Source organism: Streptomyces liliiviolaceus (genome assembly GCF_018070025.1).
GTDB lineage: Bacteria > Actinomycetota > Actinomycetes > Streptomycetales > Streptomycetaceae > Streptomyces > Streptomyces liliiviolaceus.
Genome location: NZ_JAGPYQ010000001.1, coordinates 3,746,660 through 3,772,406 on the forward strand (window position 1 = coordinate 3,746,660; position 25,747 = coordinate 3,772,406).

General features: G+C 69.2%; 22 protein-coding genes and 1 tRNA gene. 10 read left to right on the forward strand and 13 right to left on the reverse strand.

The features are described from left to right. Positions 1–37 precede the first annotated feature (37 nt). Entirely contained in the window at positions 38–982 is a 945-nt protein-coding gene (locus tag J8N05_RS16360) for a hypothetical protein (protein WP_210883575.1), read from the reverse strand. Positions 983–1,178: 196 nt separating this feature from the next. Here J8N05_RS16360 and J8N05_RS16365 point away from each other — a divergent pair, with 196 nt between their 5' ends. Beyond that, positions 1,179–1,961, forward strand: a complete 783-nt coding sequence (locus J8N05_RS16365) for a S1 family peptidase (RefSeq protein WP_210890212.1) — start codon at positions 1,179–1,181, stop codon at positions 1,959–1,961. Between the two features lie 189 nt (positions 1,962–2,150). On the opposite strand, the gene J8N05_RS16370 is transcribed toward J8N05_RS16365, so the two are convergent. Continuing rightward, a complete protein-coding gene (locus J8N05_RS16370; protein ID WP_210883576.1) occupies positions 2,151–3,905 on the reverse strand; it encodes a glycoside hydrolase family 35 protein in 1,755 nt (584 codons plus the stop codon). Positions 3,906–4,026: 121 nt separating this feature from the next. Between J8N05_RS16370 and J8N05_RS16375 the strand changes: the two genes are divergently transcribed. The 6 genes from J8N05_RS16375 (at position 4,027) to J8N05_RS16400 (ending at position 11,880) form a co-directional block, all read left to right on the forward strand. Then, on the forward strand, positions 4,027–4,917 hold the full coding sequence (locus J8N05_RS16375; protein ID WP_210883577.1) for a helix-turn-helix domain-containing protein: 891 nt from the start codon (positions 4,027–4,029) through the stop codon (positions 4,915–4,917). Positions 4,918–5,056: 139 nt separating this feature from the next. Beyond that, on the forward strand, positions 5,057–5,362 hold the full coding sequence (locus tag J8N05_RS16380) for a chorismate mutase (RefSeq protein WP_210890213.1): 306 nt from the start codon (positions 5,057–5,059) through the stop codon (positions 5,360–5,362). 152 nt (positions 5,363–5,514) lie between these two features. Further along, positions 5,515–6,027, forward strand: coding sequence for a response regulator (locus J8N05_RS16385; RefSeq protein WP_210883578.1), 513 nt, complete (start codon positions 5,515–5,517; stop codon positions 6,025–6,027). Positions 6,028–6,097: 70 nt separating this feature from the next. Continuing rightward, positions 6,098–8,632 (forward strand): aminopeptidase N, encoded by a 2,535-nt coding sequence (gene pepN, locus J8N05_RS16390; RefSeq protein ID WP_210883580.1) that lies wholly within the window; start codon positions 6,098–6,100, stop codon positions 8,630–8,632. Between the two features lie 450 nt (positions 8,633–9,082). Continuing rightward, positions 9,083–10,465 carry a pyridoxal phosphate-dependent decarboxylase family protein gene (locus tag J8N05_RS16395; protein WP_210883582.1) on the forward strand — a complete coding sequence of 461 codons (1,383 nt, stop codon included), beginning with the start codon at positions 9,083–9,085 and terminating at the stop codon, positions 10,463–10,465. Beyond that, positions 10,462–11,880, forward strand: coding sequence for a lysine N(6)-hydroxylase/L-ornithine N(5)-oxygenase family protein (locus J8N05_RS16400; protein ID WP_210883584.1), 1,419 nt, complete (start codon positions 10,462–10,464; stop codon positions 11,878–11,880). Before J8N05_RS16395 ends, J8N05_RS16400 begins: the two co-directional genes overlap by 4 nt. Before the next feature lie 41 nt (positions 11,881–11,921). Here J8N05_RS16400 and J8N05_RS16405 read toward each other — a convergent pair whose 3' ends face one another. After that, positions 11,922–13,730, reverse strand: a complete 1,809-nt coding sequence (locus tag J8N05_RS16405; protein ID WP_210883586.1) for a bifunctional metallophosphatase/5'-nucleotidase — start codon at positions 13,728–13,730, stop codon at positions 11,922–11,924. A 207-nt stretch (positions 13,731–13,937) separates the two neighbouring features. Between J8N05_RS16405 and J8N05_RS16410 the strand changes: the two genes are divergently transcribed. Together J8N05_RS16410 and pyk are read left to right on the forward strand one after the other, a co-directional pair. After that, positions 13,938–14,663, forward strand: coding sequence for an SIMPL domain-containing protein (locus tag J8N05_RS16410; RefSeq protein ID WP_210883587.1), 726 nt, complete (start codon positions 13,938–13,940; stop codon positions 14,661–14,663). 143 nt (positions 14,664–14,806) lie between these two features. Next, the gene (gene pyk, locus J8N05_RS16415; protein WP_210883588.1) at positions 14,807–16,243 is read left to right on the forward strand and encodes a pyruvate kinase; all 1,437 of its coding nucleotides are present in this window, start codon (positions 14,807–14,809) and stop codon (positions 16,241–16,243) included. Between the two features lie 10 nt (positions 16,244–16,253). Here pyk and J8N05_RS16420 read toward each other — a convergent pair whose 3' ends face one another. Both J8N05_RS16420 and J8N05_RS16425 read right to left on the reverse strand, forming a co-directional pair. After that, the gene (locus J8N05_RS16420; protein WP_210883589.1) at positions 16,254–17,015 is read right to left on the reverse strand and encodes a transcriptional regulator; all 762 of its coding nucleotides are present in this window, start codon (positions 17,013–17,015) and stop codon (positions 16,254–16,256) included. Between the two features lie 106 nt (positions 17,016–17,121). Continuing rightward, positions 17,122–17,196: transfer RNA gene (locus J8N05_RS16425), tRNA-Leu, on the reverse strand. Between the two features lie 98 nt (positions 17,197–17,294). Between J8N05_RS16425 and J8N05_RS16430 the strand changes: the two genes are divergently transcribed. Then, on the forward strand, positions 17,295–17,963 hold the full coding sequence (locus tag J8N05_RS16430) for an ANTAR domain-containing response regulator (protein WP_210883590.1): 669 nt from the start codon (positions 17,295–17,297) through the stop codon (positions 17,961–17,963). Positions 17,964–18,050: 87 nt separating this feature from the next. On the opposite strand, the gene J8N05_RS16435 is transcribed toward J8N05_RS16430, so the two are convergent. The 8 genes from J8N05_RS16435 to J8N05_RS16470 form a co-directional block, all read right to left on the reverse strand. Further along, positions 18,051–18,767, reverse strand: coding sequence for an ABC transporter ATP-binding protein (locus J8N05_RS16435; protein WP_210883591.1), 717 nt, complete (start codon positions 18,765–18,767; stop codon positions 18,051–18,053). After that, positions 18,764–19,663: an ABC transporter ATP-binding protein gene (locus tag J8N05_RS16440; protein WP_210883592.1), complete on the reverse strand. Its 900-nt coding sequence runs from the start codon at positions 19,661–19,663 to the stop codon at positions 18,764–18,766. The genes J8N05_RS16435 and J8N05_RS16440 overlap by 4 nt, the downstream gene beginning before the upstream one ends. A gap of 5 nt (positions 19,664–19,668) precedes the next feature. Next, positions 19,669–21,498, reverse strand: coding sequence for a branched-chain amino acid ABC transporter permease (locus tag J8N05_RS16445; RefSeq protein ID WP_210883594.1), 1,830 nt, complete (start codon positions 21,496–21,498; stop codon positions 19,669–19,671). 5 nt (positions 21,499–21,503) lie between these two features. After that, positions 21,504–22,436, reverse strand: a complete 933-nt coding sequence (locus J8N05_RS16450) for a branched-chain amino acid ABC transporter permease (RefSeq protein WP_210883595.1) — start codon at positions 22,434–22,436, stop codon at positions 21,504–21,506. Between the two features lie 112 nt (positions 22,437–22,548). Then, positions 22,549–23,778 carry a branched-chain amino acid ABC transporter substrate-binding protein gene (locus J8N05_RS16455; RefSeq protein ID WP_210890214.1) on the reverse strand — a complete coding sequence of 410 codons (1,230 nt, stop codon included), beginning with the start codon at positions 23,776–23,778 and terminating at the stop codon, positions 22,549–22,551. A 280-nt stretch (positions 23,779–24,058) separates the two neighbouring features. Then, positions 24,059–24,694 (reverse strand): Tat pathway signal sequence domain protein, encoded by a 636-nt coding sequence (locus J8N05_RS16460; protein WP_210883596.1) that lies wholly within the window; start codon positions 24,692–24,694, stop codon positions 24,059–24,061. Next, the gene (locus J8N05_RS16465; protein ID WP_210883597.1) at positions 24,691–25,122 is read right to left on the reverse strand and encodes a hypothetical protein; all 432 of its coding nucleotides are present in this window, start codon (positions 25,120–25,122) and stop codon (positions 24,691–24,693) included. The genes J8N05_RS16460 and J8N05_RS16465 overlap by 4 nt, the downstream gene beginning before the upstream one ends. 79 nt (positions 25,123–25,201) lie before the next feature. After that, a complete protein-coding gene (locus tag J8N05_RS16470; protein ID WP_107017568.1) occupies positions 25,202–25,690 on the reverse strand; it encodes a PaaI family thioesterase in 489 nt (162 codons plus the stop codon). Positions 25,691–25,747 lie beyond the last annotated feature (57 nt).

Here is a 25,747-nt window from a genome sequence, read left to right on the forward strand (position 1 = left end):
ACCCACGACCCCGGCAACCGCCCCGCCCACGCCAGTGCTACGTGTCGCACTCCAGCACAGTGCGACAGAGCCCGCACCGCGCCCGCACCCGCCCCCGGACCGGCACCCGGATCCGCTGACGACAGGTCGGACAGGGGAACGACACCCGCAACGGCCCGCGCCCGTCCGGCGCGAAGGAGTACGACGCGCCCCCGCCCGCGCCCCCGCTTGCGGCCGTGGACGTGGAGCCGGGCGCAGCGCCGGACACGGTCCCGACGACGCGGCCCTGCGCGTGCCGGCGGTCCTTCGCATAGCGGCGCCGCCCCGCCCACCCCGCCGCGGTCAGGGGCGGCTGCCGCTCGTCCTCCCGGGCCTGCGCCAGGCCGCGCGTGTACGCGGTGTACGCCTGCGGGCTGGTGAACCAGGTCGCGGGATCCTCACCGAACACCAGGGACCGCTTGGCCAGCACGTACCCGAACTCCTCCGGCGTCAGATAGCCGAGCTTCTGCGAGGACGACGCGTCCTCCCGGTACGCGTCCAGCAGCAGCCAGCCCGCACCGAGATACGTCGTCGCCGTGTCCGTGAGGATCTCGTTGTCCCGGGTGCCGGGGAACGACAGGTCCAGGCGGTGCAGATAGACGTGCATCACCTCGTGCGCCAGCGCGGCACCGATGTCCCGCCGATGCGTACGGAAGCGGTCGTTCAGCTCGATGAAGTACTCCGGGCCCGCGGCCAGCTCGACACTCGCCGCGTGCTCCATCTCCCGGAAGCTCACGATCATGCGCGCGTCCGGCAGCCGGAAGTGGCGCACCAGCTCGCGCGCCACCCGCTGCGCGCCCAGATACAGGTCGTCCGTGTCGCAGAACGCCACGTCGGCGGGGGCCACGCTGGCGGCGAACGTGTGGACGGTGTCGTACGAGAGCCGCTTGTACAGCGCGGTGACCGCCGCGCGCACCGTCTCCAGGTGCGGGTAGCCGTGCTTGACCGGACCGCCGTTCGCCACGCCCGAACCCCCAAAGCCCCGAACAGGCCCCGAACCTCGTTCCACCTTAAGGGGACGCGAGCGAATTCTCGCGGGTTGGGTTGCCCGACGTGTAGGTGACATCCACCCTTGCCTCACATGCCGCATGATCTTCATACTTCTGTGCACTCTTCTGTGCGCTCAACCCCCCACGAAAGGGAACAAGTTGACCAATAGAATGCTCGGTCTCCTCAGGAGATCCGCCGTTCGGCGGGCCGCGGCGATCGGTGCCGTCGCTCTTGCGACCGCCAGCCTGCAGCCCGTCGCCGCGCACGCCGCGCCCACCCCGATAGTCGGCGGCGCGCCGGCCGAGCAGGGTGAGTTCCCGTTCATGGTCAGCCTGTCCATGGGCTGCGGCGGGTCGCTCTACAAGAAGGACGTCGTCCTGACCGCCGCGCACTGCGTGGACGGCTCGGGCAACACCACCCGCATCACCGCGACCGCGGGGGTCGCCAACCTCGGCGCGTCCGGTGCGATCAAGGTCAGGTCGACCAAGGTCGTCCAGGCGCCGGGCTACAACGGCAACGGCAAGGACTGGGCGCTCGTCAAGCTCGCCCGGCCCATCGACCTGCCGACGCTGAAGATCGCGACGACCACCCGGTACAACAGGGGGACGTTCACCATCGCCGGGTGGGGTGACACCGCGGAGAACGCGAACACCGGCTCGGTGAAGCTGCTCAAGGCCAAGGTGCCGTTCGTGTCCGACCCGAAGTGCAAGCGGCACTACGGGGGGCGGTTGATCGCCTCGCAGGAGATCTGTGCGGGGTTCCCTCGTGGTGGGGTCGACACCTGTCAGGGGGACTCCGGGGGGCCGATGTTCCGTAAGGACGACGCGGGCAAGTGGATTCAGGTGGGGATCGTCAGCTGGGGTGACGGGTGTGCGCGGCCCATGGTGCCGGGGGTTTACACCGAGGTGTCCACGTTTGCCTCTGCGATAGCTCGGGCTGCGTCTTCGCTTTAGCGGGTACTTTCAGGGGGGCGTTCCCGGTTTGTGTTGTGCCGGGGGCGCCCGTTCTTTGTCTGCGGGTGCGTTGTGGCTGGTCGCGCAGTTCCCCGCGCCCCTAAAAGCAAAAGACAAAAGATTGCGCCGTTCCCCGCGCCCCTAGAAGCCCGCGCCCCTGGAAGCCTGCGGCCTTGGGAGCCTGCGGGGCTACGGGGCGATGGGTGAGAGCGTTGGTGGGGGTGCTGAGTTTTCCAGTTCCAGTAGCCAGATCTCGTTGCGGCCCTGTTTCAGGGTCGGGCCCGGGATGTGGAGGGTCGGCTGGGGGCCCGTCGACCAGTAGCGGCCCAGGTTGAAGCCGTTCAGCCAGACGAAACCCCTGGTCCAGCCGGGGAGTTCCAGGCGGGCGTCCCCGGGGGCGGACACCGTGACCGTGCCCCGGTAGAGGCCGGGGGCGGGAGCCTCGGGCAGTGGCCCGAACGGCACCCCCGCCACCCCCGCGTCGAACGCGTCCAGCCGCAGCGCCCGCGCCCGCACCCCGTGCAGATACTGCCGTTCGTGCAGCACACCCCCCGTGATGCCCTTCGGCTCACCGGTCCGCGGCCCGTAGTTGACCCGCCCCAGCGACTCCACCCACAGGTCCACCCGCGCGGGGCCCGCGACCGGCTCCTTCAGCTCCGGCTCGTGCTCGGTGACCACCCCGGCCCGTACCCCGTCGACGTACACGACCGCCAGATCCCGCAGCCCCCGTACCGTCAGCGGATACGGGCGGCGCGGCCCCGGCACGTCGACGGTGTAGCGCACGAGCCCCCGGTCCACGTCCAGTTCCTCGAACGTGGGCGGTACGGGGGTCTCCGTCTCGGGGCTGCCGAGCGCGTCGAGTACGCCCTCAAGGGGCGCCCAGCCCGTCAGGTCCACGGTGGCGGGCGAGCCCAACGCGGGCGGCGCGGGCGGCAGTTCGGGGAGCAGGCCGTCCGCGTACGCGGCCAGGAGCGTGCGGAACCGCCAGAACTTCTCCGTGGGGCGGCCCGCCTCGTCGATCGGCGCGTCGTAGTCGTACGACGTCACGTCCGGCTCCAGGACCCCGTCGTGCAGCGCGCCGCCGCCCCGGTTGGCACCCGCCCAGCCCGCGAAACTCGTACCGCCGTGCGCCATGTACAGGTTCACCGACGCCCCGCACTCCAGGATCTCCCGCAACGCCTCGGCCGCGTCCAGCGGATCACGTACCGCGTGCTCACCGCCCCAGTGGTCGAACCAGCCGCACCAGAACTCCATGCACATCAACGGCCCCGAAGGCCGGTGCCGGCGCAGCGCCCCGAAGGCCTCGCGTGCCTGCGAACCGAAGTTCACCGTCGCCAGTACGCCGTCCAGGGAGCCGCCCGTCAGCATGTGGTCCTCGGGGCCGTCCGACGTGAACAGCGGCACCCGTACGCCCTGCGCGCGCAGCAGTTCGGCGAGGCGGCGCAGATACACCCGGTCCGAGCCGTAACTGCCGTACTCGTTCTCCACCTGCACCATCACCACCGGGCCGCCGCGGTCGAACTGCCGGGGCACGATCTGCGGCAGCACCCGCGCGAACCACCGCTCCACCGGACCAAGGAACCCCTCGTCCCGCGTCCGTATCCGCGCGCCCGGCCCCCCGGTCACCCAGTGCGGCAGCCCGCCGTTCTCCCACTCGGCACAGATGTACGGGCCCGGCCGCACGATCGCCCACAGCCCGGCCGCGTGCGCCGCGTCCAGGAACCTGCCCAGCGCGTCCACGTCCCGGAACACGCCAGGCGCCGGCTCGTGCAGATTCCACGGGACGTACGTCTCCACACAGTTGAGGCCCATCGCCCGCAGCATCGCCAGCCGGTGCCCCCACTGCCCCTCGTGCACCCGGAAGTAGTGCAGCGCCCCCGACAGCAGCCGCACCGGCCGCCCGTCCACCAGGAAATCGGTGTCCCCCACCGTGAACTCGCTCATGCCCACCACCCTCAGCCCTGGCGGCGGCCCCGGTCCATGGACAAAGATCGGCACCGGTTGGACGCAGTTCCGGACGGCACCGACGGTGCCGTCGGGGCAGCCCGTGGGAGGGAGACAGCGGATGTACCACACCTGGATGCGGTTCTTCACCCCCGGGCCCGCCCACCACCGACTCGGGCTCGTCTGCCTCGGCGTCGGGCTCCAGCACGGGACACTGCCCACCGTCGGACCCCGCACCCTCGACCACCACGTCGCCGTCGTCGTCAGCACCGGCCGCGGCTGGTTCCGTACCCCCGACGGACGGCGCACCGCGGTCACCGCGCCCGCCCTGCTCTGGCTCACCCCCGGCGTACCGCACCACTACGGGCCCGACCCCGACACCGGCTGGGACGAGGCCTTCGTCGACTTCACCGGACCCACCGCCGACACCTACACCGAACTCGGCTACATCGAACCGCACCGGCCCGTCGTCGCCCTCTCCGACGCCGGCGCCGCCCGCGCCACCGTCGGCCGCATCGTGCGCGCCGCCCGCCGCGGCAACCCCCTCCTCGAAGTCGAGACCAGCGCCGCCGTCCACGAACTCCTCGTCACCCTGCGCCGCGCCCGCGCCGACACCGCCCCCGACGGCGAACAGGTCCTCCAGGCCCTCGCCCGTGACGCCTGCAAACCCCTCACCGTCGCCGACCACGCCACCCGGCACGGCATGACCCCCGCCGAACTGCGCACCGCCGTCCGCCGCGGCGCAGGCTGCAGCCCCAAGGACTACCTCCTCGGCATCCGCCTGGGCCGCGCCAAGGAACTCCTCGCCGCCACCGAACTCCCCGTCGCCGCCGTCGCCCGCCGCGTCGGCTACGACGACCCCGCCTACTTCTCCCGCCTGTTCACCCGCCGTGTCGGCATGGCACCCGTGCGCTTCCGGGAACAACAGGCCCACACGGTCCCCGGCGGCTGGAGCGACCAGGTCCCCGATCCCGCCGATCCCCCGATCATCGGGAGGACCCCCACCGGCTGAGGCACCCGACGTAGGGTTGGCCTCCATGACCACCAGCAACACCGACAACAGCAGCGGCGCGGGCAGCGACGACAGCGCGGGCGCAGGCAACAGCGCGGGCACCGACCGTGGCGCGGGCAACAGTGGCACCACCGGTGCCATCGACCCCGCCGTCCGCGCCGACCTCGACCGGCTGCGCGAGAGCATCGACAACATCGACGCCGCCGTCGTCCACATGCTCGCCGAGCGCTTCAAATGCACCCAGCAGGTCGGCCACCTCAAAGCGGCCCACCAACTGCCGCCCGCCGACCCCTCCCGCGAGGCCCAGCAGATCGCCAGACTCCGGCGACTGGCCGAAAACGCCAACCTCGACCCGGCGTTCGCGGAAAAACTGCTGAACTTCATCATCGCCGAGGTCATCCGCCATCACGAACGCATCGCGGAGGACACCAACACCCGCCCATGACCACTCCCGGCCCCCGGCGCGCACCCGTTCTCCGGCCGTTGTGAGCCCTGCCCCCTCGGCGTGCGCGCCGAAATGAGGCATCCTGCGCTCAGCACTCCCTGTCAGTCGGTTCGGACTTAAGCTGGTTGGTCCAAGCGAGGGGACTTCGCTCCATGCCGTCGGATGCCAAGATCCTCATAGTGGACGACCACGAGGACACGCTCTACGCCCTGGAAAGCGCCCTGGCCCCCCTCGGCTACCAGCTGACCCGGGCGACCAGCGGCGACGAAGCGCTGAAGGAAGTCCTGCGCGGCCAGGTCGGCCTGCTGCTGCTCGACGTGCACATGCCCGGCGTCAGCGGCCTCGACGTCGTCCGCTACATGCAGGGCGTCGAACAGACCCAGCTCATCCCGATCGTCCTCGTCACCGGATTCGGCCCCAGCACCGCACTCGCCTCCGCCGCGTTCCGCCTCGGCGTCGCCGACCTCGTCATGAAACCCATAGACCCCTGGACCCTGCGCACGAAAGTCCGCTACCTCTACGACTCCCACCAGCGGTACCGGTCCATGGAGAGGGAGGTCCGCGAACTGAGGGCCCTGGTGAAGGAACCCACCGCCCACTACGACCCCCCGATCACCGCCCAGCGCCCCGCTCCCCGCAGACAGGAACAGGGCCGCACGGCGTAGGCGCCCCGCACCCCGGCGCACAGCCGCCATACCGGGCCGCCCCTGTGCCGAGCCCCGCCCATCAGGCAGCATGGCACCCATGTCCGTACTGACGCGCGACGAAGCGCAGACCCGTGCCACACTCCTCGACGTCCACCGCTACGAGATCGCACTCGACCTGACGCGCGGCGACGAGACGTTCCACTCCCACACCACCATCACCTTCACGGTCCGCGGCGACCAGGGCGGGAAACACGATGGGGGCCACGGTGGCAGGGACACCTTCGTCGAGCTCAAGCCCGCCGAACTGCACTCCGTCACGCTCGACGGACACCCCCTCGACCCGGCGACGCTCCACGAGAACCGGCTCCCCCTCACCGGCCTCACCGCGGGCACCCACGAACTGACCGTCGACGCCGACATGCGCTACTCCCGCACCGGCGAAGGCATGCACCGCTTCACCGACCCCACCGACGGCGAGACCTACCTCTACACCCAGCTGTTCATGGAGGACGTCCAGCGCGTCTTCGCCGCCTTCGACCAGCCCGACCTCAAGTCGGTCTTCGAACTCACCGTCACGGCCCCCGACAACTGGACCGTCCTCACCAACAGCGTCACCACCCGCACCGACGACGGCACCTGGCAGGCCGCACCCACCCCGCTCATCTCCACCTACCTCGTCGCCGTCGCCGCCGGACCCTGGCACTCCGTACGCACCGAACACCGCGGCCTGCCCTTCGGCATCCACTGCCGCCGCTCCCTCGCCCCCCACCTCGAAGCCGACGCCGAGGAGATCCTCGACATCACCCGCGCCTGCTTCGACCGCTACCACGAGAAGTTCGAGGAGCCCTACCCCTTCGACTCCTACGACCAGGCGTTCGTCCCCGAATTCAACGCCGGCGCCATGGAGAACCCCGGACTCGTCACCTTCCGCGACGAATTCGTCTACCGCTCCGCCGTCACCGACACCGAACGCCAGACCCGCGCCATGGTCATCGCCCACGAGATGGCCCACATGTGGTTCGGCGACCTCGTCACCCTGCGCTGGTGGGACGACATCTGGCTCAACGAGTCCTTCGCCGAGTACATGGGCTACCAGACCCTCACCGAGGCCACCCGCTTCACCGGCACCTGGACCGACTTCGGCATCGTCCGCAAGGCCTGGGGCTACGACGCCGACCAGCGCCCCTCCACCCACCCCGTCGCCCCCGACCCCGAAGCCGTCCCCGACACCGCCTCCGCACTCCTCAACTTCGACGGCATCTCCTACGCCAAGGGCGCCTCCGCCCTGCGCCAACTCGTCGCCTGGCTCGGCGAGAAGGACTTCCTCACCGGCATCAACACCCACTTCGCCCGCCACAAGTTCGCCAACGCCACCCTCGCCGACTTCATCGAATCCCTCGCCGCCGCCACCGAACGCGACGTCCACGCCTGGGCCGAATCCTGGCTGCGCACCACCGGCGTCGACACCCTCACCGCGACCGTCACCGCCCAGCCGGGGGAGTGGACCCTCACCGTCGACCGGGCCGGCAGCCGCCCCCACCGCATCAACGTCGGCGTCTACGACCGCGACCTCGGCGGCGACCGCGCCCTCGTCCTGCGCGAACGCTACGAGACCGACATCCCGCACGACGGGCCGGCCGCGCCCCGCCCCGGCACCCGCCCCGCCCTCGTCGTCCCGAACGACCACGACCTCACCTACGCCAAGATCCGCCTCGACGACGACTCCGAGAAAACCGTCCTGCGCGGCATCTCCGGCGTCCCCGACGCCCTCACCCGGGCCGTCCTGTGGAACACCCTGCGCGACATGGTCCGCGACGGCGACCTCGACCCCGCCGCCTACCTGGACACCGTCCGCGCCCACCTCCCCGAGGAGACCGACCTCGCCATCGTCCAGGGCGTCCTCGCCTTCGCCGCCGGCCAGGTCGCCGACCGCTACCTCCCCGCCGACGACCGGCCCGCCGCCCTCACCACCCTCACCTCACTGGGCCGCGACCTGCTCCGCCGTACCGAGGACGGCGACCACCCGGGACTGCGCCTCCTCGCCGTACGCCACCTCATCGACGTCGCCGCCCAGCCCGACACCATCAGCGCCTGGCTCTCCGAGGGCATCGTCCCCGGCGGACCCGAACTCGACCCCGAACTGCGCTGGCGCATCCTCGGCCGCCTCGCCGTCCTCGGTGCCGTCGACGACGCCGTCATCGACGCCGAACTCGTCCAGGACCCCAGCGCCACCGGTCAGGAGGGCGCCGCCCGCTGCCGGGCCGCGCTGCCCGACCCGGCCGCCAAGCAGGCCGCGTGGGAGGCGATGTTCACCGGCGACGACCTGTCGAACTACCTGTTCACCGCCACCGCCCGCGGCTTCTGGCAGCCCGAACAGGCCGATCTGGTACGGGAGTTCGTGCCGCGGTACTTCGAGGACGCCGTCGCCGTCGCGGCGCGCCGGGGGCCGGCCATCGCCGACGCGGCGGGGCGGTGGGCGTTCCCCGCGTACGCCATCGACGCCGAGACCCTCGCCCTCGGTGAACGCTGCCTCGCCGAGGCGGGGCCGAGCCCGTCGCTGTCCCGCAAACTGACGGACCAACTGGACGACCTGGCCCGCGCGTTGCGCTCACGCGGGCGGTAGCGCGGCGCTAGCGGGCGCGGGGTTCGGAGCGCGTCCGTCTGCGGGCCGGTGGGGCGGGTCGCGCGCCTGTCCGTCTGCGGCCCGGTGGGGGCGGGTCGCGCAGTTCCCCGCGCCCCTGAAAGCGGGGCTGCGCCCCTGCTTTCAGCCGGCGACGCGGCCTTCTGCCTTCAGGGGCGCGGGGAACGGCGCAGTCTTTTGTCTTTGAGGGGCGCGGGGAACGGTCTTGCCTTCTGCCTTTAGGGGCGCGGGGAACGGCGCAGTCTTTTCGCCCTTTAGGGGCGCGGGGAACTGCGCGGCCAGCCCCCACCGGCCCGCACCCACCCACCGGCCGACGGGACCCCCCCGGGCCAAAAGCCACCACCACACTTTCGGGTACCGATCACCCAACTCCCTGCGCGCCGAGCGGAACGCGACAACGCTGAGAACCCCGTCCCGCGCCCCGGAGACCCCATGAGCACAACCCTCGCCTCAGGCCCCCAAGGCCCGGACAACCTGCGCCCCTTGCTCGACACCGTGCTCGACGCACTGAAGTCGGGCGCGGCCACCCGCACAGGCCCCCTCCCCACCGGCGGCCCCCCGGACGTCGCCGCCCGCCTCCGCGAAGCCCTGGGCGACCCCCTCCCCGAGCACGGCGACGACAACGCCCTCCACACCCTCGTACACGCCTTCACCGCGGGCGCCGCGGACCCCGCCCACCCCCTCTGCACGGCCCACCTCCACTGCCCGCCCCTCGCCGTCGCCACCGCCGCCGACCTCGCCGCCTCCGCCCTCAACCCCTCCCTCGACTCCTGGGACCAGGCCCCGGCCGCCTCCGAACTGGAAGCCCTCGTCACCCGGGCGCTGGCCGCCGAGGTCTATCCCTCCACCGAAACAGCCGTCACCCCCGACGCCCTCGTCACCACCGGCGGCACCGAATCCAACCAACTCGCCCTCCTCCTCGCCCGCGAGCAGCACGCCCACGTGCGACTCGTCCAGGCGGAGAACGCCCACCACTCCCTCCACCGCGCCACCTGGCTCCTCGGCCTCCCCGAACCGCTCACCGTGCCCGCCCCCGCCGGCACCATGGACCCCGCCGCCCTCGACCAGGCCCTCACCGCCCTCGGCGGCCCACCCGGCACCGTCCTCGTCGCCGCCACCGCGGGCACCACCGACGCCGGCCTCATCGACCCGCTCCCCGACATCGCCGGCATCTGCGAGACCCACGGCGCCCGCCTCCACATCGACGCCGCCTACGGCGGAGGCCTCCTCCTCAGCGACCGCCACCGCCCCAAACTCGACGGCCTCACCCGCGCCCACACCGTCACCCTCGACCTCCACAAACTCGGCTGGCAACCCGTCGCCGCAGGCCTCATCGCCGTCCGCGACCCCCACGACCTGCACGCACTCACTCACCACGCCGACTACCTCAACGCCGACGACGACACCGAAGCCGGCCTCCCCGACCTCCTCGGCCGCTCCCTGCGCACCACCCGCCGCGCCGACATCCTCAAGATCGCCGTCACCCTCAGGACCCTCGGCCGCCAAGGGCTCGGCGCACTCGTCGACCAGGTCTGCGCCCACGCCACCGCACTCGCCGAACTCATCGACGTACACCCGCACTTCGAGCTCTACGACCGGCCCACCATCAGCACCGTCCTCTTCCGCCCCACCCACGCCACCGACACCACCGTCGCCGACGCCCGCCGCACCCTCCTCACCCAGGGCCACGCCGTCCTCGGCCGCGCCCGCGTCGACAACCGCCTCTGGTTCAAAGCCACCCTGCTCAACCCGCACACCCGACGCGACGACCTCGCCGCGCTCCTGAAACTGGTGGAAGGACACACCGCCCGATGACGCCGCCCGCCACACCCCCCACGCACCACCAGCCCGAAGCCCCCCGCGACCTCGTCGGCATCGGCATCGGCCCCAGCAACCTCTCCCTCGCCGCCCTCGCCCACCCCCTCACCGAACTCGACACCGTCTTCTACGAACAACACCCCACCTTCGACTGGCACCCCGGCCTCCTCCTCGAAGGCGCCACCCTCCAAGTCCCCTTCCTCGCCGACCTCGTGACCCTCGCCGACCCCGCCAGCCCCTGGACCTTCCTCAACTACCTCAAGACCCGCGAACGCCTCTTCCCCTTCTACTTCTCCGAGCGCTTCCACATCCACCGCGCCGAATACGCCGCCTACTGCCGCTGGGTCAGCGACAGCCTCCCCGGACTCCACTTCGGCCACCAGGTCGACGCCGTCCGCTGGAACCCCGAACGCGACGTCTTCGAAGTCGACTTCACCCAACTCGACACCGACGGCGAAGCCGAAGCCCTCGGCCGCACCTACACCAGGAACATCGCCCTCGGCATCGGCACCGCCCCCCACATCCCCGAACCGATGCGCCCCCTCGCCGAAGCACCCGGCGTCCCCGTCATCCACGCCGCCGACTACCTCAAACACCGCGACGACTTCCTCACCGCCGACCACATCACCGTCATCGGATCAGGACAGTCCGGCGCCGAAGTCTTCCTCGACCTCCTCAGAAACCGCCCCGCAGGCCGCGAAAGAATCCACTGGCTCGCCCGCACCGAGGCCTTCGCACCCATGGAGTACTCGAAACTCGGACTCGAACACTTCACCCCCGACTACACGCGCTACTTCCACGCCCTGCCCGAACCCGTACGCGACCGGCTCGTCCCCGCCCAGTGGCAGCTCCACAAAGGCATCGACGCCGACACCATCGCCGCCATCCACGACGAGCTCTACCGCCGCACCCTCGACGGCGGCTGGCCCGACACCGTCCTCACCCCCGGCGTCCACGTCCGCACCGCGGGACGCATCGCCACCACCAAGATCGAACTGCACCTGGAACACACCCAGCAGGCCGGCCGCTCCCGCATCACCACCGACGCCGTCGTCCTCGCCACCGGCTACCGGGAACGCCCCCTCGACCGGCTCCTCGCCGGGCTCGACCCCTACATGCGCCGCGACGCCTCCGCCCGCCCCAGGATCGACGACCGGCACCGCCTCGTCCTCGACCCCTCCGTCACCGGATCCGTCTACGTCCAGAACGCCGAGACACACACCCACGGCGTGGGCGCCCCCGACCTCGGACTCACCGCCTGGCGCGGCGCGAGCATCCTCAACTCCCTCACCGGCAAGGACCCCTACCCCCTGCCCAGCCGCACCGCCTTCACCACCTTCGGACTCGCCCCACAACCCCAGATCCCGTCCGCCCGCCGACCCAAGACCCTCACACCACTGGTGGCCGACTGAGAATCAGCCGGCCACCAGTAAGAACACCCGCGCAAACCGTTCTAGAAGACCGGCGTGCCCTCACGCGTCAGCTTCCAGTCCACCGACGCGAACTCCTTCGGGTCCAGCGAACCCTTCGCCGTCACCCACTCCGCGATCCGCGTACGAATCTCCGTCGACTCCGCCCACAGCTCCTTGGCCGACGCGACGTGCGGGAACGCACCCCCACCGTTCGCCCGGTAGTTGTTCACCGCGAACACGAACTGCTGCGCGTCGTCCAACGCCGCACCGTCGAAGGAGAGATTCTTGATCCGCGACCCCGCCGCCTGCGCGATGTCGATGTCGTACGACAGCCCCGACACGTAGTCGTAGTTGTAGTCCGGCCGGTTGCCCGCGTTCGTCAGCTTCTCCACGTCGACCGCCGCACCGGCCGCCGTCTGCACGAAATACTCCGCCGAGAACTCCAGATACGCCCGCACCTGCGCACCCGTCAGCAACTTCGCGACCAACGTGTTGTCGTACACGTACAGACTCGACAGATCCCGGATCGTCACATCCCCCGCCGGAATCTCCGACGTCCGCGAGAACGGCGACGCCTGCGACAGCACCGGCAACGACGCGTACTCCGTACCCGCCAGCGCCGCCTTGACCACGTCCTCCTGGACCTTCGTGATCAGGTCGATGATCGGCGCGTCCTTGTACCGCGCCTCCACCGTCGTCAACGTCTCCGTCGCCGTACCCACCACCTGATTGACGTACGCCACGACCACGGCGTGCTCGTCCTTCAGCAACTTCGTGATCCTCGGGTCGTCCGCCACCGCATTCGAGTTACGGACCGACGCCGCCACCGACTCGACCGACCAGCGGCCCTTCTCGAAGACCAACTCGAAGTCGAACAGTGAAAGTCGCTCCGCGAACGCCAGCGGCTCCGACAGCACGACCGTCTTACCCGACTTCGTGTTCGGCACCTTCAGCTCGGGAATCTCCACATGCGCGTGCCCGACCAGAATCGCGTCGATCCCCGGCACCTGCTGCGCCACCAGAGCCGCCGAATTCTCCACGTACGGCAACTGGTCACCGTACGACGACGTACCGGACGACCCACTGTGCGCGGACACGACCACCACGTCCGCACCCATCGAACGCAGCTTCGGCACCCACTTCGCCGCCTGCTCCTCAAGACCGGGGAACACCAGCTTTCCCTGGACATACGCCTTGTCCCAGATCGCGATACCCGGATTCGTCAGCCCGAGAACCGCGACCTTGACCGGCGGAGCACCCTTCACATGGAACTTCTTCATGAAGTACGGAGGGAAAGCCGGCTTCAACGTCTTCGCGTCCAGCGCATTCGCACCCAGCAGCGGGAAACGGCACTGCTGCTCGAACTTCCGCAGCGTCTCGATACCGTAATTGAACTCGTGATTCCCCAGCGCCACCGCGTCATAACCGATCGCGTTCATCGCCTGCGCCATCGGATGCACCGGACCGCCCTTGGCGGTGATCGGGTCCACCTTCGCGTAGTAGTACGTCAGCGGCGTGCCCTGGATCGTGTCACCCGCGTCCAGGAGCAGCGTGTTCCCACGGCCCTTCTCCTTGCGCACCGCGTTCACCAGCGTCGAGATACGCGCCAGACCCTGCGCGTTGCCCGCCGCGTCCTTGTACTCCGCGTCCTTGAAGTAGTCCCAGTTGAAGACATGGCCGTGCAGGTCCGTCGTGCCCATCACCGTCAGCGAGTACCGCTTCGGCTTCGGCTTCCCGTGCCCCGCCGCCACCGCGGCCTCGGCGCTCGGCGCCGCGGCCGCACCGGCCAGAGCGACCCCGGCCCCGGTCACAGCGGACTTCTTCAGGAACTTCCGACGGTTCAACGGCATGACGGGCTACTCCTCGGAGGAACGATCAACGACGCGCGTAGATGTCGGGACGACTGGCGATCCCCACTTCAACAACGCGCGTAGATTCTGACCCGTTCACCCCACGCGGCAACACCCCCCGCAGGTTTCGATCTGATGACCGGCAGGCACCATGACCGGCCCGCCGGGGACAGACGCGACCGGCTCACCGGTGCCACAGTGGTACGCATGACCTCCGCACCCGAGCAACCAGGGCACCCCGGACCCGCCACCCCCTACGGCACCCCCGCGGCCCCCCGCATCGCCGTCCGCGGCGAAGCCCACCTCGAAGTCGACCCCGAGATCGCCCGCATCGGCATCACCGTCAGCGCCCGCGGCACCGACCGCACCGACGCCCTCACCGACCTCACCCGCCGCAACACCACGGCCCTCGACCTCATCAAGACCTACGGCGACGCCGTCGAAAAACTCGAAACCGGCGCCTTCTCCATCACCCCCGAACTCACCAGGCACGGCCGCGGCGAACGCATCCGCGCCTACCACGGACGCGTCCACATCACCGCCGAACTCACCGACTTCACCGCCCTCGGCGAACTCACCACCCGCCTCGCCGACCTCGACCTCACCAGCATCGACGGCCCCTGGTGGGCCCTGCGCCCCGACTCGCCCGCCCACCGCCAAGCCAGACAGCAAGCCGTACGCGAAGCGGTCCAGCGAGCCCGCGAATACGCCGAAGCCCTCGGCACCACCCTCGCCGCCCTCGTCGAACTCGCCGACATCGAAGCCGAGAACGCCCAGCCCTACGCCATGGCGGCCCCCCAGTTCGCCATGCGCTCCAAAGGCTTCGACGCCGGCGCCCCCGAACAAACCCCCGCACTCGACCTCGAACCCGAAAGGCAACACGTGTACGCACAGGTCAACGCCCGCTTCACCATGTCACCACCAGCACTCTGAAAGCCCTCCGAAGAACTCCCGAAATGCTCATCGGAGCGCCCCCGCGCACAATCCAACCCTTGTCAATATCCCTTCACGCAAAGGTTGTTGAGTAGTCATGCAGCGCCAATTCCCTACCCGCTGGTAAGCCCTAGGCTCACACCATGCGCCGAGCAAAGATCGTCTGTACATTGGGCCCCGCCACCGACTCCTACGACCAGATCAAAGCACTGGTCGAAGCCGGAATGGACGTAGCCCGCTTCAACCTCAGCCACGGCGGCTACGCCGACCACGAGGAGCGTTACCAGCACGTACGCAAGGCCTCCGACGAGACCGGCCGCAGCGTCGGCATCCTCGCCGACCTCCAGGGCCCCAAGATCCGACTCGGCCGCTTCACCGAAGGCCCCGTACTCCTCGAACGCGGCGACACCTTCACCATCACCGTCGAAGAGGGCGCCCAGGGCGACCGCCAGACCTGCGGAACCACGTACGCCGGACTCGCCGCCGACGTCACCACCGGCGAACGCATCCTCGTCGACGACGGAAAGGTCTGCCTCGAAGTCACCTCCGTCGACGGACCCCGCGTCCACACCACCGTCGTCGAAGGCGGCATGGTCTCCGACAACAAGGGCCTCAACCTCCCCGGCGTCGCCGTCTCCGTCCCCGCCCTCTCCGACAAGGACGAGAACGACCTCCGCTGGGCGCTGCGCACCGGCTGCGACGTCATCGCCCTCTCCTTCGTCCGCAGCGGACGCGACATCGAGGACGTCCACCGGATCATGGACGAGGAGGGCCGCCGCCTCCCCGTGATCGCCAAGGTCGAGAAACCGCAGGCCGTCGACAACATCGAGGACATCGTCGCCGCCTTCGACGGCATCATGGTCGCCCGGGGCGACCTCGGCGTCGAGATGCCCCTGGAGCAGGTCCCGATCGTCCAGAAGCGCGCGATCAAACTGGCCAAGCGCAACGCCAAGCCGGTGATCGTCGCCACCCAGATGCTCGACTCGATGATCGAGAACTCCCGCCCCACCAGGGCCGAGGCCTCGGACGTGGCCAACGCCGTCATCGACGGCACGGACGCGGTGATGCTGTCCGGCGAGACCAGCGTCGGCAAGTACCCCGTCGAGACGGTCGCCACGATGGCCCGGATCGTGGAGGCGGCGGAGGAGGACATCCTGGCCAAGGGCCTGCCGCCGCTGACCGACCGGAACAAGCCGCGCACGCAGGGCGGCGCGGTCGCCCGGGCCGCCGCCGAGATGGGCGACTTCCTGGGCGCGAAGTTCCTGGTCGCCTTCACGCAGTCCGGTGACACGGTCCGCCGGCTGTCGCGCTACCGCTCGCCGATCCCGCTCCTGGCCTTCACCCCGGACGAGGCGACGCGCTCGCAGCTGAACCTGACGTGGGGCGTCGAGACGCTGCTCGGGCCGCGCGTCGACTCGACGGACGCGATGGTCGACCAGGTCGACGAACTCCTCCTGAAGCACGGCCGCTGCCGCAAGGGCGACATCGTCGTCATCACGGCCGGCTCACCCCCCGGAGTCTCCGGCTCCACGAACCTGGTCCGAGTCCACCACATCGGAGAGGACGACAGCCCGAAGTAGGGGCGGGGGCTCAGTACTTGGGCCCTACGTGGAGGTCCATGAGGGCGACGGAGGCACGGCGGGCGACGGAGATGTTGCGTGAGTTCGCCTGCCTCCATTCGACACCGACTCTGTCGAGGGTATTCGTGAAGAGCCGCATGATGTCGCTCGACAAGTTGGTGAAGAAATACCGGGGATATTCGTAGAGTTTGGGCTCGCCTTTCACGAGGCGGGTGGTCCGGTTGGTGATGCGGCACCCGTCGGAGTGGATGAGCCCCCGGACGAACTCCCACGGGTGGGCATCGACGATCTCCTGCTGCCAGCGCTCCAGAGCGATGGTGCGCTCATGCTTCTTGCCCGGCCCGTGCTGGGGGAAGAGGCAGGGCCAGTGCTTGCTGGCGGCGGTGACCGCCACGCAGCCGTCCTTCTTCACGCGAGACACACTGTTGTCCGGACGAGCGGACCGGATCGCGGCCTCGCAGGCGTCGATGAGGCCGGGCCAGGCGTTGTCGCACACGATGCGGAGGTAGTACACGCCTCTGCGGTGAGCACTGACACAGCCGTCACCGAGATAGAGGCCGAGGAGATACGCGTACGCTCGCGGATCCTCGGGCGGCCCTGGCACACCTTGACAGCGGGGGCACGGCTTGCCGGCGTGTTTCAGCGGCTCGATGCGGGTCTGCCAGGAGCGCAGGGCCGCGCGTGAGACGCCTGTCTCATTGCTGACGGAGTTCAGGCTGTGGCCCTGGCCGACCAGTGCGAGCGCCCGCTTGCGTGTGCTCATGTCGTACATGTGGACACTCTGTGAGCGGGGGCCGAACGACACGCAGCAAAAAGCGGATGTTCACGAGAACGGGAACATCCGCTTTACTGTGCTGACCTTGGAATCAAAGGAAAAGTGCCCCAGGTGGGATTCGAACCCACACTGTCCGCTGTTTGAGAGCGGCCTCTCTAACCGATTGGAGTACTGGGGCCTTGGAAAAGAAGGGTTGCGACCACCCCTCGGCCCACTACCTTACCGCAGCTAGGTAGGCTCTTGGGAGCAGTACCTGCCCCATAAAGAGGAGCCCCCGTGACCGCCCCCGAGTCGCCCCAGCCCGTAGACGCGCCCGACGACGACAAGTCGCACGTGCCTCCGCTGACGACCCGTGTCGTCATCGCCGAGGACGAGGCGCTGATCCGTCTCGACCTCAAGGAGATGCTCGAAGAAGAGGGGTACTCGGTCGTCGGCGAGGCCGGTGACGGTGAGGAAGCCGTCGAGCTCGCCCGGGAGCACCGCCCTGACCTGGTCATCCTCGATGTGAAGATGCCGAAGCTCGACGGGATCTCCGCTGCGGAGAAGATCGCGGAGGAGTCCATCGCCCCCGTGCTGATGCTGACCGCGTTCTCGCAGCGCGACCTCGTCGAGCGGGCGAGGGACGCCGGCGCGATGGCGTACCTGGTGAAGCCGTTCAGCAAGAGTGACGTCGTTCCGGCCATCGAGATGGCCGTCTCACGGTTCACGGAGCTGAAGGCGCTGGAGAAGGAGATCGAGGATCTCACCCAGCGTCTGGAGACGCGGAAGCTGGTGGACCGCGCGAAGTCGGTGCTTCAGACGGAGTACGGCCTCACCGAGCCGGCGGCGTTCCGGTGGATCCAGAAGACGTCGATGGACCGCCGTATGTCGATGCAGCAGGTCGCCGAGGCGGTCATCCTGGACGCCGACGAGAAGAAGGCCGACAAGAAGGCCGCCAAGGGCTGATCGGCGGGAGTTCCCGTACGGCTGAGGCCCGCACCCCGGATTTCACGGGTGCGGGCCTCAGCCGTACGCAGGCAAGAGCCAGAGACCTCAGTCCTCGCCGAGGTACGCCTTGCGGACGGATTCGTCGGTGAGGAGGTCGCGGCCGGTGCCGGAGAGCACGATGGAGCCGACTTCCATGACGTGTCCGTGGTCGGCGAGGGAGAGCGCCGCCTGGGCGTTCTGCTCGACGAGGAGGATCGTCGTGCCCTGGGACTTCAGCTCCGCGATGGTCGCCATGATCTTCTGCATCATGATCGGCGAGAGGCCCATGGAGGGTTCGTCGAGCATGAGCAGTTTCGGCTGGGACATCAGGGCGCGGCCCATGGCGAGCATCTGCTGCTCACCGCCGGAGAGGGTGCCCGCGGCCTGCTTGCGGCGTTCGCCGAGGATGGCGAAGAGGTCGTAGGCGCGCTGGATGTCCTTCTCGATGCCTGCCTTGTCGTTGCGCAGGAAGGCGCCGAGGCGGAGGTTGTCCTCGATCGTCATGCGGGGGAAGATGTGCCGCCCCTCGGGGGAGTGCGCGAGTCCGAGGGAGACGATCTGGTGGGCCGGGATCTTCTTGAGCGACTTGCCCTGGAACTTGATCTGGCCGCCGATGGGCTTGAGGAGGCCGGAGAGGGTGCGCAGGGTGGTCGTTTTTCCGGCGCCGTTGGTGCCGATGAGGGTGACGACCTGGCCGGCGTCGACCTTGAAGGAGATGCCTTTGACGGCTTCGATCTTGCCGTAGGCGACCCGGAGGTCTTCGACTTCGAGGAGTGCGGTCATCGGTCGGTCTCCTTGCGGGGCGCGGCGTCGGCCTGTGCTTCGGCCGCTTCGACCTCCGCGACTTCGGCTTGGCCGGGTGCGTCTTCGTAGGGTTCGCCGAGGTAGGCGGCGACGACGCGTTCGTCTCCCTGGACGGTGGCGCTGTCGCCCTCGACGAGTTTTTCGCCTTGGACGAGGACGGCGACGCGGTCGCAGAGGTTGAAGATGAAGCGCATGTCGTGCTCGATGACGAGGACGGCGATGCCCATGTCGCGGATGGCGAAGACGAGTTCTTCGGTGGCGCGGGTTTCCTGGGGGTTCATTCCGGCGGTGGGCTCGTCGAGGAGCAGGAGGCCGGGTTCGCTGGCGAGTGCGCGGGCGATTTCGAGCTTGCGCTGTTCGCCGTAGGGGAGGTTCCTGGCGAGGTGGTCCCGCTTGCCGGCGAGGCCGATGAACTCCAGGAGTTCCATGGCGCGCTCTTCGGAGGCCTTTTCGGCTTTCTTGAAGCCGGGGCCGCGCAGGAGTGCGGACCAGAGGCCTTCTTTGGTGCGGGTGTGGCGGCCGACGAGGACGTTTTCCAGGACGGTCATGTTGGCGAAGAGCCGGATGTTCTGGAAGGTGCGGGCGACGCCGGCGGCGGTGACTTTGAAGGACTGGGAGGGGAGGACCTTGCCTTTGTAGCGGACCTCGCCCTCGGTGGGGATGTAGAGGCCGGTGAGGCAGTTGAAGAAGGTCGTCTTGCCGGCGCCGTTGGGGCCGATGAGTCCGACGATCTCTCCGCTGTTGACGGTCAGGTCGACGTTGCGTACGGCGGTGAGTCCGCCGAAGCGCATGGTGACGCCGCGTGCGTCGAGGACGGTCTCGCCGGGGGCGTTGGCGCCCGGGGCGGTGTCCTTGGTGGTGGTGTCGGTTGTCATCGTGGTCAGGCCCCTGCCTTGCTGAGGACTGTGGGCGCTTCTGCTTCCTCGTGGAATTCGAGCTGGCGCCGCCGGTTGGGGATGAGGCCCTCCGGGCGGAAGCGCATCAGGAGGACGAGCGCGAGGCCGAAGGCGAGGAGCTGGTAGTCGCCGAGGAACTGGAGCTTGGCGGGGATGAGGTAGAGCAGTGCGGCGCCGACGAGGGGGCCGCTGATGGTGCCCATGCCGCCGAGGACGACCGCTGCGAGCAGGAAGGCCGAGTTGGGCGGGACGACGTGGGCGAACTGGTACTGCTCGGGTGTCACGGTGTAGGTGACGTGTGCCTGTACGGATCCGGCGAGGCCGGCGAGTGCGGCGCCGAGGGCGAAGGCGATGAGCTTGACGCGGAAGCCGTTGATGCCCATGGCGAGTGCGGCGGTCTCGTCCTCGCGGATGGCGACCCAGGCGCGGCCGATGCGGGAGTCTCCGCTGCGGCGGAAGACGATCACGACGATGAGCGTGATGAGGAGCATCAGGAAGAAGTAGTTGGCGAATCGCGCGATGGTGAAGCCGGCGATGCTGTGTTCCTGGCCGAAGTCGAATCCGAGGATGTTGAGGTTCGGGATCGACGAGATGCCGTTGGAGCCGTTGGTGATGTCGGGTCCGCTGGTGCCGTCCATGTTGAGGACGGTGATGCGGAAGATCTCGCCGAAGCCGAGGGTGACGATGGCGAGGTAGTCGCCGCGCAGCCGCAGGGTCGGGGCGCCGATGAGGACGCCGAAGATCATGGCGACGGCGGCGCCGAGGAGGGCGGCGGCCCAGAACGGCAGGTGCACGTCGAAGGGTGAGGAGGGGGAGCCGGAGACCATGGCCGCGGTGTAGGCGCCGACGCCGAGGAAGGCGACGTATCCGAGGTCGAGGAGTCCGGCGAGGCCGACGACGATGTTGAGGCCGAGGGCGACGGTGGCGAAGATCAGGATGTAGACGCCGATGGTCGCGTACTGGTCGTCGGACTGGGTGAAGGGGAATGCGGCGGCGGCGACGAACGCGCCGAGCATGGTGATGTTGCGGTGTTTGGCGGTGAGGGCGGAGACGCGGTTGACGAGTCCTGCCTTGGCCGCCGCGGCGAAGCCGAAGCCCGCGGTGATGAGGAAGCCGACGAACTGTTCGTCGTACTCGGTGCCGATGCCGTAGGTGAAGACGATCAGGCCGAGGCTGAGCGCGGCGATGATGATCAGGATCTCGGCGTAGGCGGGGAGCTTGTGGGCCGGGGCCTTGGTGGTGCCGGAGGCGAAGGCGGCCTTGACGACGGTGCGGTTGTGCCTGGCCTTGTGGCGGAACTGCTCCCAGGCGGTGTCTTCGGGGTCGAAGGGGTCGGGAGCGGGGTGTTCGAAGGGCAGGGAGAGTGCGCCGATGAGGGCCGCGAGGGTGGCCACGGCCGCGACCCAGCCGCCGGGTTCGAGGTTGGCGAGGCCGCCGAGTTCGGAGCTGATCGCGACGACCGTGTACCAGGTGGTGGCGAACGCGGCGAGTGCGGCGAGCTTGATGGCGCTGTCGGCGCCGGCGGGTGTCAGCCAGCGCAGGCCCTTGATGCCGTAGGAGGCGAGGGCGAAGAGCGTGGTGAGGATGCCGCCGATGAGGACGAGGACCTGGAGGCCGCCGGGGTAGCCGTAGACGGTGAGGTCGCCGGGGAAGGCGGAGGTCCAGGTCCAGGCGAGGAACGTGGAGATGATGGTGAGGACGCCGCCGCCGGTGGCGAGGGCGCGCCCGATGTGGGGCGGGATGCCGATGAGTCCGGTGCCTTCGCCTGCGGGCTTTTTGGCGGGTGTCTCGGGCGTGTTGGTCTGTGTGGTCATCGGTGTCACGCCCTGTCCGCGACGCGCTCGCCGAGCAGGCCCTGTGGCCTGAAGAGGAGCACGAGGATGAGGAGTACGAAGGCCCAGACGTTGGCCCAGGACTGGCCGCCGAGCTGTTCCATGCCGGGGACGTCGGCGATGTAGGCGGTGGCGAGGGTCTCGGCGAGGCCGAGGACGAGGCCGCCGATCATGGCTCCGTAGATGTTGCCGATGCCGCCGAGGACGGCCGCGGTGAAGGCCTTGAGGCCGAGGATGAAGCCCATGCGGAACTGGACCTGGCCGTACTTGAGGCCGTAGGCGACGGCTCCGACGGCGGCGAAGACCGCGCCGAGGGCGAAGGCGACCACGATGATGCGGTCGGTGTTGATGCCCATGAGCTTGGCGGTGTCCGGGTCCTGCGCGGTGGCCTGCATGCCGCGGCCGGTGCGGGTCTTCATCACGAAGAAGGCGAGGATCGCCATGCTGATGGGGGCGGCGATGAGCAGGAAGATGTCACCGGTCTGGATGGTGACGTCACCGATCTTGAAGGGGCCGCCCTCGATCTCGGGGAAGTTGATGGACTGCTTCGCGTCGGGGTACCACGCCCACACGGCCTGCTGGAGGGCGAGGGAGAGGCCGATGGCGGTGATGAGCGGGGCGAGGCGTGGCGCGGTGCGCAGCGGCCGGTAGGCGAACCGTTCCGCTCCCACGGCGACGGTGGTCGCGGCGATGACGGCTCCGAGGAGCATCAGGGGCAGTGCGATCCACATGGTGGTGCCGTCGGGCAGTACGTACAGGTAGACCGTGAGTGCGCCGAAGCCTCCGATCATGAAGATCTCGCCGTGGGCGAAGTTGATGAGCTGGACGATGCCATAGACCATCGTGTAGCCGATGGCGACCAGCCCGTACATGGATCCCAGTAGCAGGCCGTTGACCAGCTGCTGCGGCAGTTCGTTCACCGCATGTCCTCCGAGACGTTCGGATAGTCGAGGGGTGTGACCGGATGTGAGTCCGCGCGGGGCGCTTGTACTGCGGCGCCCCGCGCGGCTCAGGTGGTGGTGCGGGTGTGGATCAGCCGGTGTAGGTGCCGGACTTGATGGCCTTCCAGTCGCCGCCCTCGACGGAGTAGACGGTGAGCTGCTTGTTGGTGGTGTCGCCGTATTCGTCGAAGGAGACCTTGCCGGTCACTCCGTCGAACGAGACGTTCTGGACGGCCTCGGTGATCTTGGCGCGGGCGTCGTCCGGGAGCTTGCCGTCGTTGTCCTCGACGACCTTCTTCACGGCTTCGATGATCGCCCAGCCGGAGTCGTAGGAGTAGCCGCCGTAGGCCTCGAAGGCCTCCTTGTAGCCGGCCGCCTTGTAGTTGGCGACGAACTCCTTGGCGGAGGGCAGCTCCTCGACGGGGGCGCCGACCGAGGTGGCGAGGTCTCCCTTGCCGCCGGCGCCGGCCAGCTTGATGAAGTCGGCGCTGTAGATGCCGTCACCGCCGACGAGCGGGATCTTGACGCCCGCGGCCTTGATCTGCTTGCTGAGCGGGCCGGCCTGCGGGTACTCGCCGCCGTAGTAGACGACGTCGGCGCCGGAGCTCTTCACCTGGGTGACGACGGCGGAGAAGTCCTTGGTCTCCGGGTCGATGTGCTGGGTTCCGACGACCTTGCCGCCGAGCTTCTTGAACTCGTCGGTGAAGGTGGCGGCCAGGCCGGCGCCGTAGGTCTTCTTGTCGTCGATGACATAGACCTTCTTCTTCTTCGCGTCGTTGTAGACGTACTGCGCGGCGAACGGGCCCTGGATGGCGTCCGTGGTCGCGGTGCGGAAGTACGACTTGTACGAGCGGACCTTCTTGGTCTGCCAGTCCGTGCCCTGGGTGAGGGTCGGGCCCGTGTTGGCGGGGGAGATCTCGACGAGCTTGGCGTCGTCGAAGACCTTCTGCATGGACTCGGCGACCGAGGAGTTCAGCGGGCCGACGACGCCGACGACGTCCTTGTCGGCGACGAACTTGACGGCGTTCTGCTGGCCCGAGGAGGGCTGCGCCTGGTCGTCGAGGGCTTCGACCTTGAAGGTGACGCCTTCGACGGTCTTCTCCTTGTTGGCCGTCTTGGCGGCGAGGTCCACGGAGTTCTTGATTCCGAGGCCCAGGGCGGAGAGGTCACCCGTCAGCGGGGCGTCGACACCGATGACGACGGTTTTGTTGCCGCTGCCGGAGTCCGAGCCGCCGTCGTCGTCGCGAGAGCCACAGGCGGTGAGGGTGAGTGCTCCCGCCGCCAGCGCGGCGGTGATGGCGATGAGCGAACGTTGACGCACGATCAGCAGTCCTTTCCCTGGCACGGCCGTTCCTCGTGGAACGGGCCGAGTCGAGCGCTGGGCCGAAAATTCTTCGAATCCGATGGCGCGGTGACTGGCCGTGACTCTAAGCGGGTGGAGGGAACGTGGAGGAGAGTCTGAAGAAGGATGTGACGCTCTTGTTATGACACGAGGTAATGCAGAGCGGTACTCAGTGGGTGGATGGGCGGAATTACGGCCGATTCGTCCGGTCCACATTGTGAGAACCCGCAGATCGTGCGGCGGTGATTTCAGCAGCGTTCTAGCGGTTTGCTAGTGACGGCGGGTCGTTGCTGCAGGCTACTTGCAGGGCGTCGGACAGGTCGTGTGCATACCGCTCACCCAGGATGTAGCTGTGGTCTTCTATTGCGCGCGTATTACGCAGAGTTACGTCCAGGAAAGGAAGTCCGGCGTTCCTCGGCGTATTCGCGCATTCCGTGACATTCATAGTGACAACGATCTTGTGGCTGAAACCCGTCCTTGTGCGGAACGGTGGCTTGGGCACCGATGTCAGATTGAGTCCGGCATAGGGCTGGGAGATCTCCACGACGGTGATGGTGGGGCCGGACCGCGCGGTGACCTGTACCGCGAAGGTGAAACTGCCCTTGGGCGCGTTCGCCGGCGATCCCTCCTGGCCCAGGTAGTCGATGTCGACGACCTGGGACGGGAACGGGCCGACGGCGGGCGGCGGTGGCTGCGGCCGGGTCGCGTAGAGGTAGCCGCCGCCCGCGAGGAGGACGGCGGTCGCCGCGGAGGCGAGCACCGCGCGGCGGTGGCGGGCGTAGTAGAGGGCCGCCGGGTGTCCCCGGGGCTGCCCGTGGTCGGCCGGCGGGGGAGGTTCGAGGTCGTCCCACGCGCGTGTTCCCTCACCCGGTTCGACCGGGCCGACGCCACTCAACTCCAGGGTCCTCCGGTCGGGTTGCCGTTGCGGTACCGCTCCTCGCAGCGCTCGCGCGCGGTGCGGTCGATCAGTTCTCCTGCCGCCCGTGAGCCCTCGCGCCGCTGCTCGGCCCGGGCGGCGTCCACGACGTCCATCAGGATCTCGTACTGCCCGTCGGACAGGCCCATCGACTGGTAGTCGCCGTAGGTGTCCTCGTCCAGGACCTTGCGCGACCAGTGCGCGACGAGACGCGCGCACAGGTCCTCGGGCTCGGTCGCCGGGGGCGACGACCGCGTGCCAGGGGCCGTGCGCGTGGCCTCCGGCACGCCGGTCGTGCCGCTCTGCGCGCCGGACCCGCCGCACCCGGTCGCGCCGACGGTCAGGGCGCCTGCCAGGAGCGCCAGTCCGAGCACCGGTCCCCGCCAGGGGGTTCCGCCCGTTCCCATGCCTCGACGCTAGGCCGCCGGGTGCCCGGGATCAACGCCCCGGCCGGACAACGGTTTTCGGACGGGCCCGGTCGGCGGTTCAGCCGGTGGCGCCGACCCGCTCCGCGTCGCTCGGCCGCACATCGCGCAGCAGACAGGTCAGCCGGGCGCTGCACACCCGCCTGCCGTCCTCGTCGCTGATCACGATCTCGTACGTGGCCGTCGAGCGGCCGCGGTGCAGGGGGGTGGCCACGGCGGTCACGAGGCCGGACGTGGCGCCCCGGTGGTGGGTGCAGTTGAGGTCGACGCCGACGGCGATCTTGGAGCTGCCGCCGTGCAGCATGGCGCCGACCGAGCCGAGGGTCTCGGCGAGCACGGCGGAGGCGCCGCCGTGCAGGAGCCCGTAGGGCTGGGTGTTGCCCTCGACCGGCATGGTGCCCACGACGCGGTCCGCGGAGGCCTCGATGATCTGGACGCCCATGCGGGTGCCGAGGTGTCCGGCGGAGAACATGGCGACCAGGTCCACGCCGAGTGCCGAGTACTCGTCGATGACCTCTTGCGGGAACTTCACGTGGTGCTGCTCGCCCATGGGTCCGTTTCCTTACGTCGTCGGTCGTGCGTCCGGAGCCCGTCTCCGGAATCCGCG

Bases quoted from the DNA above. Each gene is read 5' to 3' on its own strand.
- J8N05_RS16410 (WP_210883587.1), top strand. From the start codon at position 13,938: ATGACCTCCGCACCCGAGCAACCAGGGCACCCCGGACCCGCCACCCCC.
- J8N05_RS16440 (WP_210883592.1), bottom strand. From the start codon at position 19,663: ATGACAACCGACACCACCACCAAGGACACCGCCCCGGGCGCCAACGCC.
- J8N05_RS16445 (WP_210883594.1), bottom strand. From the start codon at position 21,498: ATGACCACACAGACCAACACGCCCGAGACACCCGCCAAAAAGCCCGCA.
- J8N05_RS16365 (WP_210890212.1), top strand. From the start codon at position 1,179: ATGCTCGGTCTCCTCAGGAGATCCGCCGTTCGGCGGGCCGCGGCGATC.
- J8N05_RS16470 (WP_107017568.1), bottom strand. From the start codon at position 25,690: ATGGGCGAGCAGCACCACGTGAAGTTCCCGCAAGAGGTCATCGACGAG.
- J8N05_RS16405 (WP_210883586.1), bottom strand. From the start codon at position 13,730: ATGCCGTTGAACCGTCGGAAGTTCCTGAAGAAGTCCGCTGTGACCGGG.
- J8N05_RS16435 (WP_210883591.1), bottom strand. From the start codon at position 18,767: ATGACCGCACTCCTCGAAGTCGAAGACCTCCGGGTCGCCTACGGCAAG.
- J8N05_RS16420 (WP_210883589.1), bottom strand. From the start codon at position 17,015: ATGTACGACATGAGCACACGCAAGCGGGCGCTCGCACTGGTCGGCCAG.
- J8N05_RS16385 (WP_210883578.1), top strand. From the start codon at position 5,515: ATGCCGTCGGATGCCAAGATCCTCATAGTGGACGACCACGAGGACACG.
- J8N05_RS16370 (WP_210883576.1), bottom strand. From the start codon at position 3,905: ATGAGCGAGTTCACGGTGGGGGACACCGATTTCCTGGTGGACGGGCGG.
- pepN (WP_210883580.1), top strand. From the start codon at position 6,098: ATGGCACCCATGTCCGTACTGACGCGCGACGAAGCGCAGACCCGTGCC.
- J8N05_RS16375 (WP_210883577.1), top strand. From the start codon at position 4,027: ATGTACCACACCTGGATGCGGTTCTTCACCCCCGGGCCCGCCCACCAC.
- pyk (WP_210883588.1), top strand. From the start codon at position 14,807: ATGCGCCGAGCAAAGATCGTCTGTACATTGGGCCCCGCCACCGACTCC.
- J8N05_RS16465 (WP_210883597.1), bottom strand. From the start codon at position 25,122: ATGGGAACGGGCGGAACCCCCTGGCGGGGACCGGTGCTCGGACTGGCG.
- J8N05_RS16400 (WP_210883584.1), top strand. From the start codon at position 10,462: ATGACGCCGCCCGCCACACCCCCCACGCACCACCAGCCCGAAGCCCCC.
- J8N05_RS16395 (WP_210883582.1), top strand. From the start codon at position 9,083: ATGAGCACAACCCTCGCCTCAGGCCCCCAAGGCCCGGACAACCTGCGC.